General features: G+C 49.8%; 16 protein-coding genes. 5 read left to right on the top strand and 11 right to left on the bottom strand.

What is annotated here, in order from left to right:
• Positions 1–33: 33 nt before the first annotated feature.
• The 3 genes from KCG43_RS02535 to cysB all read right to left on the bottom strand — a co-directional run bounded on the left by KCG43_RS02535 (position 34) and on the right by cysB (position 3,073).
• Entirely contained in the window at positions 34–762 is a 729-nt protein-coding gene (locus KCG43_RS02535; RefSeq protein WP_192015309.1) for a sulfite exporter TauE/SafE family protein, read from the bottom strand.
• Positions 762–1,964 carry a methyltransferase gene (locus KCG43_RS02530; RefSeq protein WP_218383101.1) on the bottom strand — a complete coding sequence of 401 codons (1,203 nt, stop codon included), beginning with the start codon at positions 1,962–1,964 and terminating at the stop codon, positions 762–764. The genes KCG43_RS02535 and KCG43_RS02530 overlap by 1 nt, the downstream gene beginning before the upstream one ends.
• Before the next feature lie 134 nt (positions 1,965–2,098).
• Positions 2,099–3,073 (bottom strand): HTH-type transcriptional regulator CysB, encoded by a 975-nt coding sequence (gene cysB / locus KCG43_RS02525; protein ID WP_192015307.1) that lies wholly within the window; start codon positions 3,071–3,073, stop codon positions 2,099–2,101.
• A gap of 313 nt (positions 3,074–3,386) precedes the next feature.
• Between cysB and KCG43_RS02520 the strand changes: the two genes are divergently transcribed.
• The gene (locus KCG43_RS02520; protein WP_027253385.1) at positions 3,387–4,148 is read left to right on the top strand and encodes a hypothetical protein; all 762 of its coding nucleotides are present in this window, start codon (positions 3,387–3,389) and stop codon (positions 4,146–4,148) included.
• A gap of 103 nt (positions 4,149–4,251) precedes the next feature.
• Here KCG43_RS02520 and KCG43_RS02515 read toward each other — a convergent pair whose 3' ends face one another.
• From KCG43_RS02515 to KCG43_RS02490, 6 genes are all read right to left on the bottom strand, one after another.
• Positions 4,252–5,487 (bottom strand): glycine betaine/L-proline ABC transporter ATP-binding protein, encoded by a 1,236-nt coding sequence (locus tag KCG43_RS02515; protein WP_218383099.1) that lies wholly within the window; start codon positions 5,485–5,487, stop codon positions 4,252–4,254.
• Positions 5,480–6,379, bottom strand: a complete 900-nt coding sequence (locus tag KCG43_RS02510; RefSeq protein WP_192015305.1) for a proline/glycine betaine ABC transporter permease — start codon at positions 6,377–6,379, stop codon at positions 5,480–5,482. The genes KCG43_RS02515 and KCG43_RS02510 overlap by 8 nt, the downstream gene beginning before the upstream one ends.
• Before the next feature lie 59 nt (positions 6,380–6,438).
• Positions 6,439–7,452, bottom strand: coding sequence for an ABC transporter substrate-binding protein (locus KCG43_RS02505; protein ID WP_218383097.1), 1,014 nt, complete (start codon positions 7,450–7,452; stop codon positions 6,439–6,441).
• Between the two features lie 361 nt (positions 7,453–7,813).
• Complete coding sequence (locus KCG43_RS02500; RefSeq protein ID WP_218383094.1) at positions 7,814–9,094, bottom strand: FAD-binding oxidoreductase; 1,281 nt, start codon at positions 9,092–9,094, stop codon at positions 7,814–7,816.
• 40 nt (positions 9,095–9,134) lie between these two features.
• Complete coding sequence (gene nhaC, locus KCG43_RS02495) at positions 9,135–10,619, bottom strand: Na+/H+ antiporter NhaC (protein ID WP_218383092.1); 1,485 nt, start codon at positions 10,617–10,619, stop codon at positions 9,135–9,137.
• A gap of 136 nt (positions 10,620–10,755) precedes the next feature.
• Positions 10,756–11,715, bottom strand: a complete 960-nt coding sequence (locus KCG43_RS02490) for an ornithine cyclodeaminase family protein (RefSeq protein WP_218383088.1) — start codon at positions 11,713–11,715, stop codon at positions 10,756–10,758.
• 179 nt (positions 11,716–11,894) lie between these two features.
• Here KCG43_RS02490 and KCG43_RS02485 point away from each other — a divergent pair, with 179 nt between their 5' ends.
• The gene (locus tag KCG43_RS02485; protein WP_218383085.1) at positions 11,895–12,677 is read left to right on the top strand and encodes an AraC family transcriptional regulator; all 783 of its coding nucleotides are present in this window, start codon (positions 11,895–11,897) and stop codon (positions 12,675–12,677) included.
• A gap of 219 nt (positions 12,678–12,896) precedes the next feature.
• Complete coding sequence (gene miaE, locus KCG43_RS02480; protein ID WP_218383083.1) at positions 12,897–13,688, top strand: tRNA isopentenyl-2-thiomethyl-A-37 hydroxylase MiaE; 792 nt, start codon at positions 12,897–12,899, stop codon at positions 13,686–13,688.
• Here miaE and KCG43_RS02475 read toward each other — a convergent pair.
• On the bottom strand, positions 13,675–15,405 hold the full coding sequence (locus KCG43_RS02475) for an SgrR family transcriptional regulator (protein WP_218383082.1): 1,731 nt from the start codon (positions 15,403–15,405) through the stop codon (positions 13,675–13,677). The genes miaE and KCG43_RS02475 overlap by 14 nt on opposite strands.
• A gap of 92 nt (positions 15,406–15,497) precedes the next feature.
• Between KCG43_RS02475 and KCG43_RS02470 the strand changes: the two genes are divergently transcribed.
• Positions 15,498–16,709: an MFS transporter gene (locus tag KCG43_RS02470; protein WP_218383310.1), complete on the top strand. Its 1,212-nt coding sequence runs from the start codon at positions 15,498–15,500 to the stop codon at positions 16,707–16,709.
• 344 nt (positions 16,710–17,053) lie between these two features.
• A complete protein-coding gene (locus KCG43_RS02465) occupies positions 17,054–18,058 on the top strand; it encodes a DMT family transporter (protein ID WP_218383081.1) in 1,005 nt (334 codons plus the stop codon).
• Positions 18,059–18,084: 26 nt separating this feature from the next.
• Here the strand turns inward: KCG43_RS02465 and topA are convergent, their stop codons facing one another.
• Positions 18,085–20,721, bottom strand: coding sequence for a type I DNA topoisomerase (topA, locus tag KCG43_RS02460; protein WP_218383080.1), 2,637 nt, complete (start codon positions 20,719–20,721; stop codon positions 18,085–18,087).
• Positions 20,722–20,896 lie beyond the last annotated feature (175 nt).

Here is a 20,896-nt window from a genome sequence, read left to right as displayed (position 1 = left end):
CAGAGGCCGCTGCTCTCAGCGGCCTCTGTAATGTTACGTCCACATAGGGCTGAGTCCCTGCCACATGGCCGCCATGCCGGCAAAAGTACACAGCACCAGCAAGGCATATCTGACCCATTCGGTTTTGATTAAATGCTGAACCTTATATGCTAACAAGGTGGTCAATATCGGTGCGGGCAGCACAATCAATGCGTATTTCAGGTGCCACAGACTGAAGTGGCCCGTTGCCGAAAGGGCAACCAGCGATAAAACACAGCTGAAAACAAAATACACAGCCAGATTTGCCCTTAATTTTCCGGCTTCCGCATGCTGCAGCACTAAAGCCATAGGTGGGCCACCAATACTGGTTGTCGTCCCCATCAGGCCCGACGTAAAACCAGCCACAAACAAGGCTTTCGGGGTAGGTTTGAAACGAACCTTAGATAAACTGATCAGAACCGCCAGTAACACACCTACGCCCAGTATCAGAGCCAGATGCTCAGCACTGATGTATACCAAGATCCAGCCGGCAACTATGGTGCCAGGCACACGCCCCACAAACGCCGCGCTCATTCCGGTAAATGAAATCATTCGCCGGTACTGCCACATATTAATCAGCGCCAGTATCAGACCAACAAATGTCACCACACCCGGAACAAAACGTGGTTCATAAAAATACACAATCGGCGCCGCCACAATGGCCATGCCAAAGCCAACGGTACTTTGAACAAAACAACCAGCCGATAAAGCCAGCGCACAGAAAATCAGCGTGCTTGTCTCCATTATTTCTCCAATTGTGCGTGAATAAGAATATTTCTTGGTGTGATGGGTTTATCACAAAATGTGCCTACAGACACCTGATATCCGGCATCTTCCATAAACAGCGCCCTGTCAAAAACCAACCACATTTCAAGGGGTCGGCGAAAAGCCTGACGAACCAGTTCCATGCGCTCTACCTTCCGAAAGCAGGCTTCTCCCTTTTGCTGCCAGTGCGCATAATCAATGTCCTCCGGCAGTTGCAATCCTTTTTGCTGAGCGGCCCACAGACAAAAATCAGCAAAACCATTCTTTAAAAGGGCTTTCTGTACGTTGGGGACAGGCAAATAAGCGTCATTGTGGGTCAGATGTTTCTGCAAAGCATTAAAGCCCAGACGGTAACTGACTTCGACAAATCGCTGCTGTTTCACCCGTTGTCCGGCTGTGACGGTTTCCTGCAACGGCATTCTCAGATCGTGCTTTGATAATCTCAGCTCACTCTTTATTGCCGGTGCCGACAATGGTTGATACGCATCATGACGGATCAGGTGGTAGCAGCAAGGTGAGATACTGACTGCCGCTGTGCGCTTTGCAGCCACCCGCTCCAGCAAACTGACGTGCAGATCGCCGCAGGCATGTAAAGCCACCGCATGCTGACTTGGTCGTATCACACTGGCACTTTCCGGTGCAAAAGCATCCGCCTGAACGAAGGTCATTGGCAACCCTAACTGGTTCGCTGCAGACTGACCGTCTACAGTCAAACTGTGTTGCCATTCAAGGCTGGTGACCCGGGTGTTATGACATGCTGCAAGCACTCGCCCTAAATATCCTTTCCCGGCACACCATTCCAGCCAGGGAAGCTTGTGCGAAGGCAGTACTGCATTGAATGCCAGCACCTGCTGCCATTTCCGGCCCGGAATCCCGACATCTAATCCTCGAGGCAGACGCGGCGAAATCTCTGAGACTGGAGGCAGTACAGGAATATTGGCAAGTTGATGCATTTCAGGCAGAACTGGGAGAAAAACCGCTAATTCACCAATGAGCGCAGCAGTGTCTTCCAATAAGTTCGCCACATCCTGATCGGACAGAGAATCCAGCCAGTCCGACAGCGCAGGCATACTGTGCTGCCAAGGATATTCGTGGCAGGCGAAAGGCATAAACTGCCAGTATGCTCGTTCCTGAGTGAGCAAGGCATCCAACTGACAAAATGTGTCTGAATAGGCAGACATTGACGCCCCTGATACGCTAATTAACTAAAGGGCCGTATTTTATCTCATATCAGGTCGCAAAAGCAGTGAATAGTGAAGAGAGTACAAAAAAGCCGCAGAATGCGGCTTATTGATTACTGCAGGGCTTTAATAACTCAGCGCACCGGCAGTTTAATACTGGCAAACATGGCTTCTATTTCATCATTACTCTTGAGTGCTAATGCCTGATCAACCACGTTCCGGGTCAGATGCGGGGCGAAGCGCTCCATGAAATCGTACATATAGGTACGCAGGAAGGTGCCTTTCTTAAAGCCAATGGTCGTCGTACTGGCTTCAAAAATGTGGCTGGCATCAATGGCAACCAGATCATGATCCGTCTCAGGATCAATCGCCATGCTCGCCATCACACCGACGCCAATTCCCAGACGCACATAGGTCTTGATCACATCAGCATCTGTCGCCGTAAACACAATACGCGGTGTTAACCCGGAGCGGTTAAACGCATTATCCAGTTCAGAACGCCCGGTAAAACCAAATACGTAAGTCACTAAGGGATAAGCCGCCAGATCGTGAATCGTAATATCTTTCTTCTGGGCCAAGGGATGATCCGAGCGCACCACAATTGAGCGATTCCAGTGATAGCACGGCAACATAATCATGTCTTGATATAAATGCAGTGCTTCCGTTGCTATGGCAAAGACAGTGGTGCCCTTGGAAACCGCATCCGCTATCTGGGAAGGTGTTCCCTGATGCATGTGTAATGAAACTTTCGGGTAACGTTCAATAAAGCCCTGAATCACATTCGGTAACGCATAACGCGCCTGTGTGTGTGTCGTCGCGATATGCAGTGTGCCCATTTCCGGGTGCGTATACTCGCCGGCAACCGATTTAATGCTTTCTACTCGCGAAAGAATATCACGAGCAATACGGACAATGTTCTCACCCGCTGGCGTCACTTTGGTCAGGTGCTTACCGCTACGCTCGAAAATTTGAATGCCGAGCTCATCCTCAAGTAAACGTACCTGCTTGCTGATGCCCGGTTGAGAGGTATACAGATTTTCAGCCGTTGAGGACACATTGAGATTATGGTTTACCACCTCAACGATATAGCGTAATTGTTGTAGTTTCATTTTCCCGCCCCAAATATAGTCCGTTACATTCTAACAATGCGACTATCTATTTCACTATGTTATATACAGTATCATAGTGTCTAAAATGCACATGTACAGCAACACAAGGGTTCTGACCACCATAATTTGACAACAGGTGGAAATCTATACTGGCCCGGCGTTAGCGACAGGTCACCGGCGGCCTCTCCCAATGTAAAAATGTGCGCACTGCGAATGTGAGGCTATGAGCAAAATTCTACCCTATGCTATGACCTCATGATCAGATGGTGTATCTTATGGCTTCATTTGTCTGTGGATTATCTGATCGAGTTTTATGAGTATACCTTTAGTGGTCGGTCTTATCGGCCTGTTGTTAGTCCTGGTTGTGGGTTATAACGTTATCATTCAGTACCGGCAGCAGCTGGAGAGCCAGAAGCAGCAGGAATTGGCCAAGCACATTGCCATCATCGACTCCAGTGAAGATCTGATAGGTCATGCTCATCATTTGCCTTACAGCAAAGAACTACTGGTCTGTCTGAATCAACGCATTCTGTCAGCCCTGGAAAGCATGTTCGAGGTTGATCAAAAAGATCGCTCTATGCCCCAGCGTATTAACAACGTCCGGGAGCAGATTCATCAGCTGCAGCAAAATTACACTCCTAACGAAATGTCTGGCTTTAAAGTACCCACCACAGACCGTCAGGCTATTGCTATGCTACAGTTGGTTAAACGCCTGAAACAGGTAGTTAAAAGCGAACACAGTAAAGGCCGTCTAGGCACCCAGGCATTCGTTGCTGAGAATGCGCGTCTGGAAGGGTTACAGCTGCGTATCAACATTGAAAACGTTGTTAAACGTGCCAACGATGCCCGCATGAAACGCCAGATTGGTACTGCCAAACAGCTGTTAAGAAAAGGGCTGGATGCGCTGGCGACCAAAAATCACAATTATGCTAACCAGGCCCGCGAAAAATTGCAGGCCATGCTGGATGAAATTGACAGCTCGCAGAATCAGAGCAATGCGAAACAGCGCCAGGAAATGCTGGAAAAAGAACAGGACGAACTGGATATCCTGTTCCAGCCGAAAAAGAAATGGTAAAGACAGCACATTGCTAATCCAATCAGGCCGCTTTTAAGCGGCCTGATTCGTTTGGGCTGTACCGAACAATTAATTAGCCGACATTGTGATTACGACGTGGTGATTACGATGTGGCGTTTAGGACATGATGTTCACTGAGCACTTTGGCCAGTGTGGAACGTGATAGACGGCCGCACACTTCCCCCTGCTCTCCCAGCACAGGCAAAGCGACATCTGCCTCCAGGGTGACGGGCAACACCTGCTCTAGCAGCTGGTGACGCGAAATCGCAGGCACCGGCAGCAAGGCCGATTCTTCTAACTGTCCATCCGGATCGTCAGTCATGGCCTTTTCAATACTGTGACGGGTCAGCACGCCCAGATACCGCTGCTGCTCATTCAGTACATAAACTTCGTTCAGGCTATGCTGCTCCATGTAGCGATTCGCCTCAGATACCGAACATAACCCAACACAGTGCGCGCCCGGCGACATGACAGCCTCGACTTTCAGCACTCTGGACCGATTCACATCTTTAACAAAGGCTTCGACATAATCGTCAATGGGGTGCAGCAAAATATCCACAGGCCGGCCCTGCTGAATCAGCTCACCGTCGCACAAAATCGCGATCCTGTCTCCCAGCCGCAGTGCTTCGTCCAGATCGTGTGTAATAAAGATGATGGTCTTACCGAGTTTGGACTGCAGGGCCATCAGCTGCTCCTGCATCTCGCTGCGAATCAGCGGGTCCAGTGCCGAAAAGGCCTCATCCATCAGCAGTATATCGGCATCGGTGCAAAGTGCCCTCGCCAGTCCAACCCGCTGCTGCTGCCCGCCGGACAAGCTCGATGGATAGTGTTCGCCATAGCCTGCCAGCCCCACAGTCTCCAGCCAGTAGCTGGCTTTTTCCCGCCACTCACTGTTATCAACGCCTTGTATTTGCAGGCCATAGCCAATGTTTTGCAACACAGTCCGGTGAGGCAGTAAGGCAAAACGCTGAAAGACCATTGCCATCCGCTGTCGCCGGAATGCCTGCAATGCAGAAGCACTCAAAGCGGTGACATCCACCCCGTCAATTTCCACCTGGCCGGCAGACGGCTCAATAAGACGATTAAAATGCCGGATCAAGGTCGACTTGCCTGAACCGGACAAACCCATCACGACAAATATCTCGCCCTGGCATATCGACAGGTTAATCTTGTTCAGGCCGACCGTATGCCCGGTTTCCGCCAGAATGGCAGATTTTGATTTTCCGGCATGCACCTGTTTCAGTACCCGCTCAGATTGGGGGCCGAACACCTTGTACAAATCGCGCACACGGATGAGCGGCGTGGTGCCTGTGTCTTGCGTGTGGATTGAATCAGTCATGTTTTCGCCCCGAAAGATGTTGCTGAGTGCGCCGGGCATAGCTTTGAGAGATACGATCAAAAATGATAGCCAGCGCCACTATGGCCAGCCCGTTGAGCAGACCCAGCGTAAAGTACTGGTTAGTAATCGATTTAAGAACAGGCTGCCCCAAGCCTTTTACGCCAATCATGGACGCTATCACCACCATGGCCAGCGCCATCATAATGGTCTGATTAATCCCCGCCATGATAGTCGGCATCGCCAGCGGTAACTGCACACCAGTCAACCGTTGCCAGCCGCTCGCGCCATACGCTTCTGCCGCTTCGAGCACTTCTTTGTCCACCAGCCGGATACCCAGATTAGTCAGGCGGATCACAGGGGGGATCGCATAAATCACCACAGCAATCAGGCCCGGTATTTTGCCTATGCCCAACAGCATCACAACCGGGATCAGGTACACAAACGCCGGCATGGTTTGCATCACATCCAGCAGCGGGGTGATCACACTTTGCGCCCTGTCTGAACGGGCCATCAGAATCCCTATCGGTAAACCCAGTACTATCGCCAGCAGGGTGGAAGCAATAATGATGCTCATAGTACGCATAGTATCTTCCCACATACCGAAAAGACCAATGAACACAAAAGCAACCACCACACCGCATACCAGCTTCCAGGAACGGCTGGCATAAAAAGCCAGTCCGGCTAATATGGCAATCATCAGCCACCAGGGGGTGTTCAGCAGCAGCTTTTCAAAGCCAATCAGCATAGAGAGCAGCGGGTCAAAAAAAGATTCAATACTGTCGCCGTACTCACGTGAAAACGTACGATATGCGCCATCGAGGGTTTTACGAATCGCGAGAAGTTGATAACGGTCAAGTTGGGGGAAATCGGTAATCCAGGAGAGTTCAGACATATCGGGGTGCCGTAGATCGGTAAAATGAACAGACCCGGCAGCTACCGGGTCTGGCTGGTTCAGCGAGCCGCCAGGGCTTGCTTAATGCGCTGTAACGCTTCCGGCGTTACCCACTGGCTCCACAGTGACACATTATCCGCGAGAAAGTGCTCTGCAGCTATTTCACCGTCGGCCTGGTTGTCTTCCATCCAGGCCAGCATGCTGTTCATTTGCGGATTGGTAAAGGCGCGCTTTGATAAATAGGCCAGCGCGTCAGGCGCTCGTGCCGCAAAACTCTCAGTCACCACAGTATCAACCGGTGACGGCGGATACATGGTCGGTTTGGGGTCCAGACAGTCAGCCTGAGTAATACAAGCCTTATAATGCTCGGCATCTACCCCTGTGCCGAAGTCTACTTTCACCATCTCGTACTTGCCCAGAACCGCGGTGGGCGCCCAGTAGTAACCAAACCAAGGCTCCTGCCGCTCATAGGCTTTTGCAATGGATGCCGCCAGACCAGCGCCTGAACCGGGATCCACCAGCTCAAAACCTGAATCGCCCAATTTGAGTGCGTCAAACAAATGCTCAGAAGTGATCTGGCAGGTCCAGCCAGCAGGACAGCCCATCATGGCGGATTTATCCGGGTCTTCAGGGTGCTTAAACAAACCGGCATTGGCTTTCACCCCAGCCAGGGTTTTCAGGCTTGGCTCTTTGTCCACCATGTAGGCCGGCACCCAAAAGCCTTCTTCACCCCCGTCAGATAACGTCACACCGGCATAGCGCAACCGACCTTCCTTAACACCTTTATCCAGTGCTTCGCGCATGGTATTGCTCCACATTTCTGGGGCAATATCCGGCTCACTTTTTTCAATCATGGACGTTGTGGTTGGAATGCTGTCGCCGGGGACAAGCTCGGCGTCACAGCCGTATCCTTGTTGTAAAATAAACTGATCCAAATGGGCAATAAAGGTGGCGGAATTCCAGTTCATGTCGGCAATGGTGACATGCCCGCACACTTGTTCAGCCTGCGCATTAACACTCAAAGGTAAAGTCACAGCGGCCAGTAACCAGGGGGCAATCCGGGGTAAGTGCATATAAAGTCCTTTTCTGATGTATCTGGATGTCAATAACCGGCAGACCTCCTTCACCAGCCATCGACACATACGTTTTCAGTATAAACACACCAAAATGGAATAACGATGATACAGCCCTATTTTTTAAAGCTAAGTGGTTCATTTTTTTCTTAGTTTCTTCCGGTGAGCCAATATCCGTCATTCTCTGGCCGCTCAGAAAGAGCTTTGTTATAATCCGCCGGTTTTCTTTCCCCTGTTCAACTCAGCAATAAGACCTATTGTGTGGTTTAATGAACCTGGACACAGTCCACTTCCCTATGCCGAGACAGTTTAAACTGTCTCGCTAAAGAGGAAGCGGACAGTAAAAGTGTGCTGTAAAAGTTTAAAATCGGTCCACCCGATACGGAGTCACGTCAAACTCAGGCTCTGTTTTTCGTAACAGACTGATCACCAATTCCGCACTAATTGCAGCTTGAGTCAGCCCCAAATGCTGATTACCAAAGGCAAACAAGAGCTGGGGATGACGCGGATGCCGATCTATCACCGGAAGTGAATCAGACAGCGTCGGCCTATGCCCCATCCATTCACTCACCTGCAACGCCGGATTGTTCAATACCGGCAACAATTGCCGACTGTGATGACGCAGCACATTAAATCGATGAGTGAACGCAGGTAACCGTAAGCCTCCAATTTCTGTTATCCCTACCACCCTTAAACCTGACTCCAAAGGGCTCATCACAAATTTACGTTCCGCAGAACCGATAGGGTGATTGAGTAGTTTAGGCTCTATTTCGGTGGTATCTATTGTCAGGTGATATCCACGCTCTGCTTCAAGTGGAACAAAAATCCCTGTTTGCTCGAGTAGCGGTTTCCCCCAAGCCCCAGTACAAAGCACCACATGTTCAAACCTAGACGGTTGTCTGGTTACAACCTCGACAAAGTCACCTTGAGGAGTAATGTTTTTCACTTCTGTTTGTTCAAAGCATCCACCTCGTTCCTCAAAAACCGCAAATAGATGTTTCGATAACAGGTAAGGATCATTAACTCGGCAAGCATTGGGAAAAAACAGAGCATGGCTAACACTCGCAGCCAGCTCAGGCTCTTTCTCCCTCAGTTGCGCGCCTTGCAATAGAACGTTTTCTATACCCCATTGTGCAAGGTAAGCGGCATGCTCCTTTGCCTCTTCCAACTTTGTTTCTGACTCCCATACCAATAAATACCCAGATGGTACCAGATACTCTTTCGCTCCAATATCAGCCAAGCAACGCTGCCAAGCCGGAACGGCCGCTTGATTGAGTTGGTAGAGGGCGTATCGGCTTTTCTCAACACGTGAAGAAGAAGCAGACCGAATAAAGCGCGCCAACCAGGGAAGTGCTTTCGGTAAATATTGCCAAGGCAGCGCCAGTGGACCTTTCGGGTCTATCCACATTTTAAGTGCCGAAGATAATGTCTTTTTTGTTGCCAGAGGATCAATTAATTCTGTTGCTAAGTAACCAGCATTGCCAAACGAAGCTCCTTCACCCGGCCCTCCTTTATCAAACAGCGTTACTTGATAGCCATGGCGCTGCGCTTCTAGAGCTGTGCACAGTCCAACCACTCCAGCGCCAATCACAGCAACCGTAGTCTTAGCCTCATTAAATGTGTTCATAACGGATTGTGTCATGTCTTACCTATTGGCCTGCTAAAAATCTTTATGGCACTGTTCAGTGGAATCTTCCACTCGCAACGGCGACTGCCTCTTTTACTGTCGTGGCCGCTTCCTCAGCACGCTTTGAGAACCACCCGATCTGTGCATAAAAAATGCCGATAACGGGTGACAGCCAACAAGCAAATGCCAACGGTGCATATAGCAAGGCACTGTAATCTCCGGGAGCAAGAGCAAGCCCTAGCGTCCCCATCACAAATGCTCCTCCCGCATTCCAGGGGATCAGTGGCGAGACTAACGTACCTCCTTCTTCAATCGCTCTGGATAAATTGAGCCTGCTATAGCCCAGCTTGTCATATTGCGGTCCAAACATACGGCCAGGTAATGCAATAGAAAGGTACACATCACCAGATACGGCGTTAGTCGCAATCGAGGTAAGAATGGTATTAGTCTGCAACCTTTTGAAACCTCTAGTGGATTTCATGATTGCATTAACGACAGATTCCAAACAGCCTGTACGCTCAAGCGCGCCACCAAATGCTAAAGCAAACATCATTAAGGTAATAACCCAGGTCATTGAGGTGACGCCGCCACGATTCAGTAAATTATCCAGAGCAGAAGATCCGGTATCTATCTTGTAACCACTATGAGCAAACGTCAGGATGTCATTAAGATTGTAATCATAATTATGCACGGCGACACCAGCGCCTAAAACAAAGCCCGTGAATAAGGCTGGGATTGGCGCTATTTTGTAAAACGCCAACAGCATCACAACCAAGAGTGGCAGTAAAGGCAGTAAACCTAGGCTGAAATGATTCTCTAATCCTGATTGAATAGCAGTAATATCTTGCAACTGCTGCCGGGCACCCGATGTCACATCCTCCATTAACACTCCACCCAGAATAGAGTAGAGCGCTAAAGCAATAAGCATTGCAGGAACAGTCGTCGGCATCATATTTTTAATATGCGCAAACACATTGGTTTCTGTGACTGCGGCGGCAAGATTAGTGGTATCAGATAAAGGTGATATTTTGTCTCCAAAGAAAGCACCCGATACAACCGCTCCCGCTGTCCAGTGTGCAGGGATACCAAAAGCGAAACCAATGCCAACTAAGGCAAGCCCAACAGTACCAACGGTTGTCCAACTAGAGCCAATGGAAAGGGAAACGACAGAACACAGCAACATGGTTGCAGCAAGAAACCACTGAGGTTCGATTAACACTAAACCGTAGTAGATCAGAGTGGGTACCGTACCACTAGCAATCCATGTACTCACCAACATGCCTACAACAATAAGAGTGGCAATCGAAGGCATCGCCACGTGTAAGACACGAAATGCACCAGATTCAATTTCCTTCCACCGCAGTCCTTGATACCAGCCAACCAACGCTGTAATAGCAAAACCAATCGCTAATGCTATATGCGGGGTGAAATCATCATAATAAAAAATCTGTATCGCTAACAATCCCATGGTAAGGATAATTGGTACGATCGCGAGAGCAAGCGGTGGCGGAGCTGTATAGTCTAAATTCTTTTTAATCATAAGTATTTTGCCAAATGAAGTCGCAAAAACCACACCGAAAAAAATGCGCAGCGCATGGAGATCCAGCTGGAAGATAAAATAAAAAGACCGATACAAAGCAAAATAAAAACCAAGTACACTTCGGTCTTATTATTGTTTAAGCACTCTGTACTGACTGATAAGCCAGAATAGCGCCAGCTAGATCTTCGCGAGAATCACCAACCGATTTAAAAAGTGTGATTGCCGCTTCTGGATCGTCAAGGTCTGCACGTCCGGCATGCTGGCCACGACACAAAACCGAGAAGTCAGCTAAAATACTCTCTTCAGTGATCGCTCCATCTCGCATAGGCATGATCAATTCCCCCGTCTCAACAAGCGCTGCTGCTTTGACATCAACGAAAACATTCGCCCGTGTTAGTGCTTCATTATCCGTTTCACGCATCGTCGGGGTAAAGCTCCCTACCAAGTCTAAGTGGGCACCAGGTTTTAACCATTCACCTTTAATAATTGGTACGGTTGACAGCGTTGCACAACTAATCAAATCAGCTTCTCGCGCTATCGCTTCCAACTGGTCATTTGCACATGCCATGGCATCCACTCCTTCATCGCGAAGTTCTGTTGCCAATTGCTCTGCAGCTGATGGATTAATATCCCACACATGAACGGTTTCGATAGGGCGAACACTCAAATGCGCAGGCACTAAACGTCGTGCAACTCTGCCTGCCCCAACCATCAGCATTTTGCTAGCCGTTTCACGCGATAGATAACGAGAAGCCAAAGCAGAAGCAGCAGCGGTTCTACGCGCAGTTAACTCGTTACCATCAATCTGAGCTAACATTTGCCCAGTCTGACCACAACTAAGTAGGTAATGACTGCTTAACCCTGGTTTATTACGAGCAGAATTTCCCGGAAATACATTCACCTGTTTAACGCCCAAATACTCACCTTCAATCCATGCAGGCATTAATAATAAAATCGCACTCGGATCTTGCGGTACATGCATCGTATGATGGTGGCGAATAGGAGCCGTTACATCACGCGTAAAAATATCCTTTAGAGCTTCGACTAGTGGCAGCCAAGGTAGTGCATCGTGTACCTGTTGTTGGTTGAGCTGCATGTCATCCTTCCTTTCATGTTAACTTACTGTTGATGTTCTATTATCATATCCATTAACAGAACTAACATTTGCCTGAGACTCTGTCGTTCTTACCCCAGACTCTGGAACTGAAAAATTTTGGGTAAGGAAAGACTACAGTTGGGAAATTAAGCGGCGCAGTTAAAAGTAGGAAATGTACTGTGAATCAAACCCAGATAAGAAGAAATGTTATCGCCAGACGTCAGGGCCAACACCTGCACAGCTACGCTCAAGTGCTTCTCGGTTGGAGAGGCACAATGGCCTGTGAGTTTGAGAGTGAAAGTCAGCAGATAGGTCACGGAACGGTTGCCGTAGTGCCGGCTAATGCGCCACATTTTTACAATGGCTTAAGTGAAGACAGTGAATTATTAGTCATCGATTTAGCTCCTGCCGATCCTTATATCCAAGCTCTAGAACAAGCGTGCAACCTATCATTAAAAGAGTCGGTATTTCAGCAGCCTTACTTTTTAGACTTAGGAGCAGAAAGCCAGCTGTTGCTAGATTTTGCCGCTCAGAAAGTTAATCAGGATCAGATGTCACCACAGATAAACTGTCAGCTAGTCTCGTTATTTTTGACACAATTAGGTCAAATGTCATCGACGTATACAGCGCCACCCTCCCACCGCCGCCTAGACGCCAACCATTTAAATGCTTATATAGACCAAAACATCACCACTGCCTTATCCAATACCCAACTTGCTCACGCTATGTATTTAAGTGAGAGCCACTTTTATTGTTTATGCCAAAAGCAGTTTGGGGTTACACCGCAAAAGTACGTGATGCAAAGACGCATGCAAAAAGCGCAATTTTTGCTTCTCAACAGCAGTATACCAATGACAGAACTTGCAGCAGATGTTGGTTTTTCCCAACTGTCTAGTTTCTCTCGTGCCTACAAACGCAGCTTTCAACATTCACCGAGTGACGCACGCCGAAAACCGCGCTAACAACAGCTTGCAGGCAGGTCCACGTTGTATATAAATATCAAGTAGCATTCACAGACCATCCGCCCGAGCAAGTACTGCTAAAGATCAAAAGCGAAGCCAAATCGATGGGTTCGCTTTTTGTTAGATAGCTAAATTTTGTTAACTTGTTCCTGCTAGAAGAGCTTTGTTATAATCCGCCGGTTTTCTTTCTCCTGTTCAACTCAGCAATAAGACCCATCCATGACAGACACTCAGAGCATGATCAACGAGCTACTTCTTCCCGTCCGCCGGTTTCTGCATTGCGAAACCCCAGAGAGCTGGCTTGAGGAGGCACGCAAACCGGAAAACCTCAATGCCTTGCTGGTTGATCACTGTAACTGTGAGCTGAAAGCCAGCCAGACCGCTATTTTCCTGATCCGCAAATACGCCGTGGATGAGAAAAGCGGCCAGGCACTGCTTGACTGGGCCAAACCGTACGAAGATTTCGTCTATGGCAGGTCACGCCAAAAAGACGCCTTCCACGGCAGAAAGAATGGCCTGAGTGCTGAACTGACAGCAAGGGCGGATTGTCCTTACGGCCAGGATCTGATTGATAGGATGGTTCGCCTGATCAAAGAAGAATTCCACCACTTTGAACAGGTACTTGAAATCATGGACAAGCGCGGCATCGCTTACTCAAACCTGAGTGCCGGCAACTATGCCCGCGGGCTGATGAAAGCCGTGCGTACTCATGAACCCGCCACCTTGATCGATAAACTGATTGTTGGCGCTTACATTGAAGCTCGCTCCTGCGAGCGTTTCGCCAGACTGGCGCCGTTTCTTGATGATGAACTCAAAAAGTTTTACATCTCGTTACTGCGCTCTGAAGCCCGTCATTATCAGGATTACCTGAATCTGGCCGAGCAAATTGCCGGTAAGGATATCAGTGACCGAATTCTGCACATTGGCCAGCGCGAAGCCGGACTCATCAACACCCCGGATCAATATTTCCGCTTCCACAGCGGCATTCCGGCCACCGCTATGGTGAACTGAATACCACACGGCTGAAATCAATCCAGCCATTCGCCAGCAGTGATACCCCATTGAGATGACTTCGGACATTGAGCTGCTGGCGGTTTTGCCACAAGGGACGATAGATGCCGATGTCCACCAGCCATTGTTCGATCTCCTGAAATTTGTCCAGCCGCTCAGCCAGATTGTCAGACAGAAAGACGGTTTCTAATTCTCGCCGCAACCGTGTCTGCTGCTGAGGCTGCAGGCATACGGCCAGCGCAGTGCTCGCTTTGAGCCATTCCATCCAGCTCAGTTCCACATCTTCGCCAAACACTTCACCGGAAATAATGATATCCGCCTGGGCCAGACGCTCTGTCCGGTTGAAGTCCGGAAATGTTTCCACACAGCAAGTCGCTGGAATACCGGCGGCATTGAGTGCCGCTGCCAGTTGCTCAGCCAGGGCAATATGATCCCGCAACTGATAAGTCAGCACAGAGAGCGGAGCGTCAGGCACTGCCAGGTCTGAGAAATCCACAGCCACCCCGGTGTGGTGACAGGACAGATCAGATTGCAACATGCCTTTCGCAACACGGTAATCTGCCGGTACCATAGCAGCAGGCAGCGGCATCTGACGAACAAAAGCGGATAATCGCTGCCTGTGTGCCGGCACCGCCATCCAGCCAGCACGATTTTCATTCAGCAGCGCATACTCACACCCTTTTTCCCAGCTTTCGAGCTGCGAAAACGGCGCTGTCTGTCCCGGCACCAGCCAGGGATGAACCACATCACTGCTGACCTCAAAATCCATGGCCTGATCACCAATGTTCCAGATCTCCACGGCATCGAGCCAGGGTCGATAGCCATGGTACTGCTCAAATGCACTCAGCCGGGTCAGCCACTCAGTGTGCTCATCAAGACGAAAAGCACCAGCGCCGAGAATGCTCCCATCGCGGGACACTTTCGAGATACCTGCCGCCTTTTGTGTTAACAGGGTCGGTATGAAGCCAGCGGTGGCATTCGTGGTCAGTTTCAGGCGCAGCGGCGCAAGCACCACAACCTCCTCAATACATTCGAACAGCCTGCGGTTACTGCTGTCAGACGCTTGCAAACGGGCAAAATGGGCTTGCACCGCTAAAGCATCCAGGGGCGAACCGTCATGAAACGTCAGTCCTTTTCTGAGTGTGATATGCCAGTCGCAGCCATCACGCTCCCAGTGTGCGGCTAAGTCGCCGTGAATCCGCCCTGAATCAGGATCCCGTTGCAGCAAACCGGCATAAAGGTAGCTGCCGAGATGCACTTCGGTCCGCCGGGAGAGCTGCACGGCATCCAGATCATGAATCCCCCGATAAAACGGGATACGCAGCACATCGCTTTGTTCCTGCTGCGGTATCGAACGGTTACCCGAACGGTTATCCGAACGACGGCAACCAGCCAGATACTCTGCCAGCAACCCCTGCCTTTGTGGCTCGGGCACTAAGGCTGTGGCACGCTCCACCTGATGCTGAGCCAGCAGCGACAATGCTTCCTGCTTAAGAACCGAATCAACCGGTTTTTTCAGACAAATTGTCGGTAAGTTACCGCGACCGACACCCGGCTGCCAGCTTATCCAGCCTTCCTCAACCAGCTTCTTAATCACAATCTGAGCATTGCGCCGGGTACAGGCGAGTCTCTGCGCCAAAGTGTCGAGTGAGATTGACCGGGCTTGTCCGACCGCCAGTTCTTCCCTGAAATACATTAATGCTCGCCAATAGCGCATAAAAGGTGAAATCCCTTGTTATTGTTTACACTTTTTCTTCCACTTTTATCACGGATAATCGTAAATCTCTATGATGTGAAAAGGAATTTATGATGACAACCGTCACCCAACCCCAAACGGGCATTTGGCAAGAGCCGAAGTTTCTCATTCTGCTCTCCAGTGCCTTTTTTGCTGCCTTCGGCGCCAAAATTTACAGTCTGGCGCTGCCACTGCTCGTGTATGAGCTGACAGCATCGTCCGAATGGATGGGCTGGATGCGCGCTGTAGAGTATTTACCGAATCTGTTGCTGGCACTGTTCATCGGGGTTTGGGTCGACCGTGTGAACCGCAAGCACTGGTCACAGGCCATGCTGATTGGCCAGTGTCTTTGCTTGCTCATTGCTTATACCGCCGTAGAATGGCTGGCAGAGCCACTCTGGGCACTCTTTCCGGCCGCTTTCATGATGATGGCTTTCGATTACGGCTACCACAATGCGCGGCTTGGCATGATGAAAACAGCGCTGCCGCAAGCATTGCAAAATACGGCAACCGCACGTTTCAGCACCATGTACAGCTTTCTTGAGACCGTCGGGCCGGTACTGTCCGGTGTGCTGCTACTGATGGCGGCAATCCATCAGGTGTTCCTGCTGCTCATCGTTCTCTACCTGATTGCATTTGTGCAACTTCACCGAATGCCATTTACACCAGCAGCTCCTGTGACTCATCCGCCTGTCCTCACTGCACTCAAAGAAGGCTGGCAGGCGCTGAGTGCAGATAAGACCATGTGCCTGATCACCGTCGCCGTTGTGGTCATTAACACCACAGGGGCTGTGTTTCATGTCCAGGCGATATACTTTGCCAAAGCCACGCTCATGATGACCAACCTGGAAGTCAGTTATCTGATTGCTGCATCGGGGATCGGCGGTATTCTGGGCGGATTAGTCGCCGATAAGATCAGAAAACGTATCGGTCTGGGATTGCTGCTGATTCTTTCCATCGCCTTTGAATCCGTGGGATTTGCCCTGCCGGCCCTGCTGCCCAGTGCGCCGGTGTTAGCCCTGTCCTTCTTTTTGATCAGCAGTATAGGTTTGATGAGTTCTATCTGTATCTGGAGTTACCGGCAGGAAGCCTTCAGCGACACACTGCTCGGACGCGTCGCTGGAATCACCGGCTCACTGTTCAAACTCGGCATGCCTTTTGGTCTGGCGGCATCCGGTTATCTGGTGGTGACACTGGGAACAGAAAGCCTGTTCTTGCTGTGCGGTATCATTCAGTTCATCACTGCGCTGCTGCTTTGCCTGACCCGTGTCCGTCACACGCCATAAATACTCAATTAACTAATACTCAAATACTGGTACTCAAATACTGGCTGGCTTCGGGGCAAACCCGGAGCAGCCGTAGTGCTGATTCACCACAGATTCTCAGCCGTGAACATCAACAACTGGCATATTCATCTGATCTTTCCCGATCGCTTGTGTGGCTATGCAAACTTCGGTAGCTTAAATACTCACCGATACCTAGGTACCCATCATGAATATCATTTTGCTGCTGCGCTGGCTTCTCACCCGGATACCCCTCAGTCGGTAGCAATTCCCCTGCCCGGCTGTGAGTCATGCAGCCAGCCTCCATGCCTCACAGCCTGTTCTCAAACACAAAAAGGAAGTGAGTAATGGAACAAGACCTGGCACCAGGCTCCACCCTGTCGGTTGATAAACAAGGTATTATCTACGCACTTATCGGGACAGTCTTTTTCTCATTAAAGCCTGTGCTGATCAAAATTGCCTATCAGCTCGGCGGTGATGCTGTCACCATCATGAGCCTCAGAGCAGCCAGTTCTCTGCCTTTTTATCTGTTGATACTTTGCTGGCTGCTTCGCGATACCGGGCAGCGACAAAAAACCCTGCGCTATGGCTGGCAGGCTATGCTGATTGGGATACTGGGCTATTACTTTGCTTCACTGTTCGACATTCTGGCGCTGGAGAGCATTTCTGCGCAGCTTGAGCGGTTACTGTTATTTATGTATCCGTCGTTCGTGGTTCTGATCAGCATGCTGGTTCTAAAAGAAACGCCCAAAGCGGGGACTTTCCTTTCCATCCTGCTGGGGTATCTGGGTATTGCGCTGATTGTCGCACATGATATTCAGCATCTGGGTGATGATATCTGGCTCGGCAGCCTGTACGCGCTTCTGTCAGCCATGATTTTTGCCACTTACCTGGTGCTGAGCAAACGGGTGATCAGTCAGCTTGGCAGCCAGTTATTTACCAGTCTCGGCATGACCAGTGCCGGGATTGTCATTCTGCTGCATTTTCAGTGGTCAGGGGCGCAGCTAAGCACTATCTCACTGGATTTGGCCTTGCTGGGCATTGCACTGGGATTTTTCTGCACTGTCTTGCCGTCCTATCTGATTGCAGCCGCGATGGCACGCCTGACCCCTTCGGCAGTCAGCCTGACCAGCAATATCGGCCCGGCCATGACAGCAGTCTTCGCGATCACCATACTTGATGAGTCATTTACAATCTATCACCTGCTCGGGATAACGCTGGTCGTGTTCGCTGTGATTCAGGTCAACCGCAAGCCTAAGGCTGATCGAACACAGCTGACATCATCAGCCAAAGAGAACCTGAGCGGGCAGGACAAAGCCACCTCACCAGCCAAAACCAAAACGGAAGCATAAAAAAACCGCCTTGCGGCGGTTTTTCATTATTTCTCTTTTTTGGCGTTTTTGCGCTTATCGGTAATGAGCCATTTTCCGGCATCGTAGAGTGCGGTATAACCGGTTGGTTTACCGTCTACTTCTGAGCGGACATAGTTCTCTTTAGTCTTGCGGCTAAAACGAACCACTGTCTTCAGGCCATCCGGATCTTCGGTCGGCGCCTCAGTCAGATACTGAAACTTAGGTGACAATCTGTCTTTAAAGCGAACCAGTTCTTCCACCAGAGGTGCACGGGTCTCACGGGATTTAGGGAAGGTGCTGGCCGCCAGGAACAGACCTGATGCACCATCACGCAACACAAAATACGCATCCGGATCCTGAGTACAAGGCAGCTCAGGCAAAAGAACCGGATCTTCTTTTGGTGGCGCTACCTCACCGTTTTTCAGAATTTTCCGCGTGTTCTTACAGGCTTCATTGGTACAGCCCATATATTTGCCGAAACGACCATTTTTCAGTTCCATGTCTGAGCCGCATTTATCGCACTCAACCACAGGGCCTTCATAGCCTTTGAGTTTGAATTCACCTTTTTCAACCTCAAAGCCATCACAGCCCGGGTTATTACCACAGACATGCAGTTTACGGCTTTGGTCGATGAGATAGGCATCCATCGCTGTACCACACTTAGAACAACGTTTCTTAGCCCGTAAAGCAGCGGTTTCCACGTCCTCTTCCAGCACGTTCACCACGCCTTCTTCATCACCCAGGTTAATGGTGGTCTTACAGCGCTCCTTCGGAGGCAGAGCATAACCCGAGCAACCCAGGAAAACCCCGGTAGAGGCGGTACGGATCCCCATAGGACGGGAGCAGGTCGGACACTCAATATCGGTCAGAACGATTTTGTTCGGCTTCATTCCGCCTTCATCTTCATCCTGCTCGGCTTTGACCAGTTCATCGGTAAAATCACTGAAGAATTTGTCGAGCACCGATTTCCAGTTTGCCTGTCCTTCTGCAATCTTATCCAGATTGCCTTCCATGCGGGCGGTGAAATCGTAGTCCATCAGATCTGAAAAACTGTCTTCCAAACGATCAGAGACTATTTCACCCATTTTTTCCGCATAGAATCGACGCTGATCCACTTTGACATAGCCACGATCCTGAATAGTAGAAATGATCGATGCATAAGTCGAAGGACGGCCAATACCTCGCTTTTCCAACTCTTTAACCAGTGCCGCTTCTGTGAAGCGCGCAGGCGGTTTAGTGAAGTGCTGCTTAGGTTCTAAACTGTCCAGCGTCAGAACATCACCCACCTGAACGGTCGGCAGAGTCGTATCTTCATTCTTGCCAGACGGACGCTGCACTTTGGTCCAACCGGCAAAACGTAATGTCCGGCCTTTGGCTTTCAGTGTGAAGTTATCGGCCTGCACGGTAATGGTGCTGGAGTCATATTGAGCCGCTGTCATCTGACAAGCCACAAACTGGCGCCAGATCAGGTCATACAGTTTGACGGCATCCTGATCCATGCCTTCCAGATCAGCTGGCTGGATATCGACACTTGATGGACGAATCGCCTCGTGCGCTTCTTGTGCATTGCCCTTGCTGCCGTACACCACAGGGTTGGCAGGCAGGTAATTTTCACCATATTCAGAGGCAATATAGCCACGCACAGCCTCGACCGCTTCTTTGGACAAGTTAGTCGAGTCAGTACGCATATAGGTAATATAACCCGCTTCGTACAAACGCTGAGCCAGGCCCATAGTGCGCTTGACACCATACCCTAAACGGGTACTGGCCGCTTGTTGCAGCGTTGATGTGATGTAAGGTGCAGTAGGTTTACTGCTGGTCGGTTTATCTTCCCGCTCAGCCACTTTATAGGCGGCTTTTTCCAGCAAAGAAACTGCCGCATCTGTGTCCGCTTTGTTGACCGGTCGAAATGCCTTGCCCGCCTGCTGGGCTACCATCAGACGCAATGCATCTTTGCCACCGGTTACCGTATTGGCGTGAACATCCCAGAACTCTTCCGGAACAAATGCTTTGATCTCACGTTCTCGCTCAACAATCAGCTTTACTGCTACCGACTGAACTCGGCCGGCAGACAGACCCCGGGCGACTTTTTTCCACAACAGAGGGGAAACCATGAAGCCAACAACACGATCAAGGAAACGGCGTGCCTGCTGCGCATTCACACCATCAATATTCAGTTCACCCGGATGTTCGAAAGCCTGCTGAATCGCATTTTTGGTAATTTCATTAAAAACAACACGTTTATAGCGTTCTTCATCACCACCGATGAGCTCACGAAGGTGCCACGCAATAGCTTCTCCCTCGCGATCCAAATCGGTTGCCAGATAGACATAATCTGCATTCTCAGCCAGCTTTTGCAATTCCTGGACGACTTTCTCTTTTCCGGGCAGCACAGCATAATGCGCTTCCCAATCTTTATATGGGTTAACACCCATTTTATTGATCAGCGCTGTATGCTCTTTTTCTTTTTTGATCTGTGCTTTCTCTTCAGCGCTCAGACCTTTCGTAGACGGTGCAGTCGCTTTTTTACCCGTACTGCTACCACCAGTAGACAGGTCTCGAACATGACCAACGCTGGACTTTACGATGAAATCCTTACCAAGGTACTTATTAATCGTTTTTGCCTTGGCCGGGGACTCCACAATAACAAGAGATTTACCCATATGACTCTATTACGTCCTCGTGCTCGCGAAATTTTCAAATAAAAACATATAGTTGCACGCTAAAAGTGACAGTGTACGCACGGCAACGCTATTACAATATTGGGCTACTATACAAGAAGGTCAACCTGTTTTTAAGAAATTCAGGCTAATTGCTCGACCCTTCTGCATATGTAAA

Origin of the sequence: Photobacterium sp. WH24 (genome assembly GCF_019204055.1) — a bacterium.
GTDB lineage: Bacteria > Pseudomonadota > Gammaproteobacteria > Enterobacterales > Vibrionaceae > Photobacterium > Photobacterium arenosum.
The sequence above is the reverse complement of the archived record's forward strand: the minus strand, read 5'-3'. Positions and strand labels throughout refer to the sequence as shown.

Excerpts from the sequence above, each read along its gene's own strand:
- KCG43_RS02535 (WP_192015309.1), bottom strand. The coding sequence starts at position 762 with ATGGAGACAAGCACGCTGATTTTCTGTGCGCTGGCTTTATCGGCTGGT.
- KCG43_RS02530 (WP_218383101.1), bottom strand. The coding sequence starts at position 1,964 with ATGTCTGCCTATTCAGACACATTTTGTCAGTTGGATGCCTTGCTCACT.
- cysB (WP_192015307.1), bottom strand. The coding sequence starts at position 3,073 with ATGAAACTACAACAATTACGCTATATCGTTGAGGTGGTAAACCATAAT.
- KCG43_RS02520 (WP_027253385.1), top strand. The coding sequence starts at position 3,387 with ATGAGTATACCTTTAGTGGTCGGTCTTATCGGCCTGTTGTTAGTCCTG.
- KCG43_RS02515 (WP_218383099.1), bottom strand. The coding sequence starts at position 5,487 with ATGACTGATTCAATCCACACGCAAGACACAGGCACCACGCCGCTCATC.
- KCG43_RS02510 (WP_192015305.1), bottom strand. The coding sequence starts at position 6,379 with ATGTCTGAACTCTCCTGGATTACCGATTTCCCCCAACTTGACCGTTAT.
- KCG43_RS02505 (WP_218383097.1), bottom strand. The coding sequence starts at position 7,452 with ATGCACTTACCCCGGATTGCCCCCTGGTTACTGGCCGCTGTGACTTTA.
- KCG43_RS02500 (WP_218383094.1), bottom strand. The coding sequence starts at position 9,094 with ATGACACAATCCGTTATGAACACATTTAATGAGGCTAAGACTACGGTT.
- nhaC (WP_218383092.1), bottom strand. The coding sequence starts at position 10,619 with ATGATTAAAAAGAATTTAGACTATACAGCTCCGCCACCGCTTGCTCTC.
- KCG43_RS02490 (WP_218383088.1), bottom strand. The coding sequence starts at position 11,715 with ATGCAGCTCAACCAACAACAGGTACACGATGCACTACCTTGGCTGCCA.
- miaE (WP_218383083.1), top strand. The coding sequence starts at position 12,897 with ATGACAGACACTCAGAGCATGATCAACGAGCTACTTCTTCCCGTCCGC.
- KCG43_RS02475 (WP_218383082.1), bottom strand. The coding sequence starts at position 15,405 with ATGCGCTATTGGCGAGCATTAATGTATTTCAGGGAAGAACTGGCGGTC.
- KCG43_RS02470 (WP_218383310.1), top strand. The coding sequence starts at position 15,498 with ATGACAACCGTCACCCAACCCCAAACGGGCATTTGGCAAGAGCCGAAG.
- KCG43_RS02465 (WP_218383081.1), top strand. The coding sequence starts at position 17,054 with ATGGAACAAGACCTGGCACCAGGCTCCACCCTGTCGGTTGATAAACAA.
- topA (WP_218383080.1), bottom strand. The coding sequence starts at position 20,721 with ATGGGTAAATCTCTTGTTATTGTGGAGTCCCCGGCCAAGGCAAAAACG.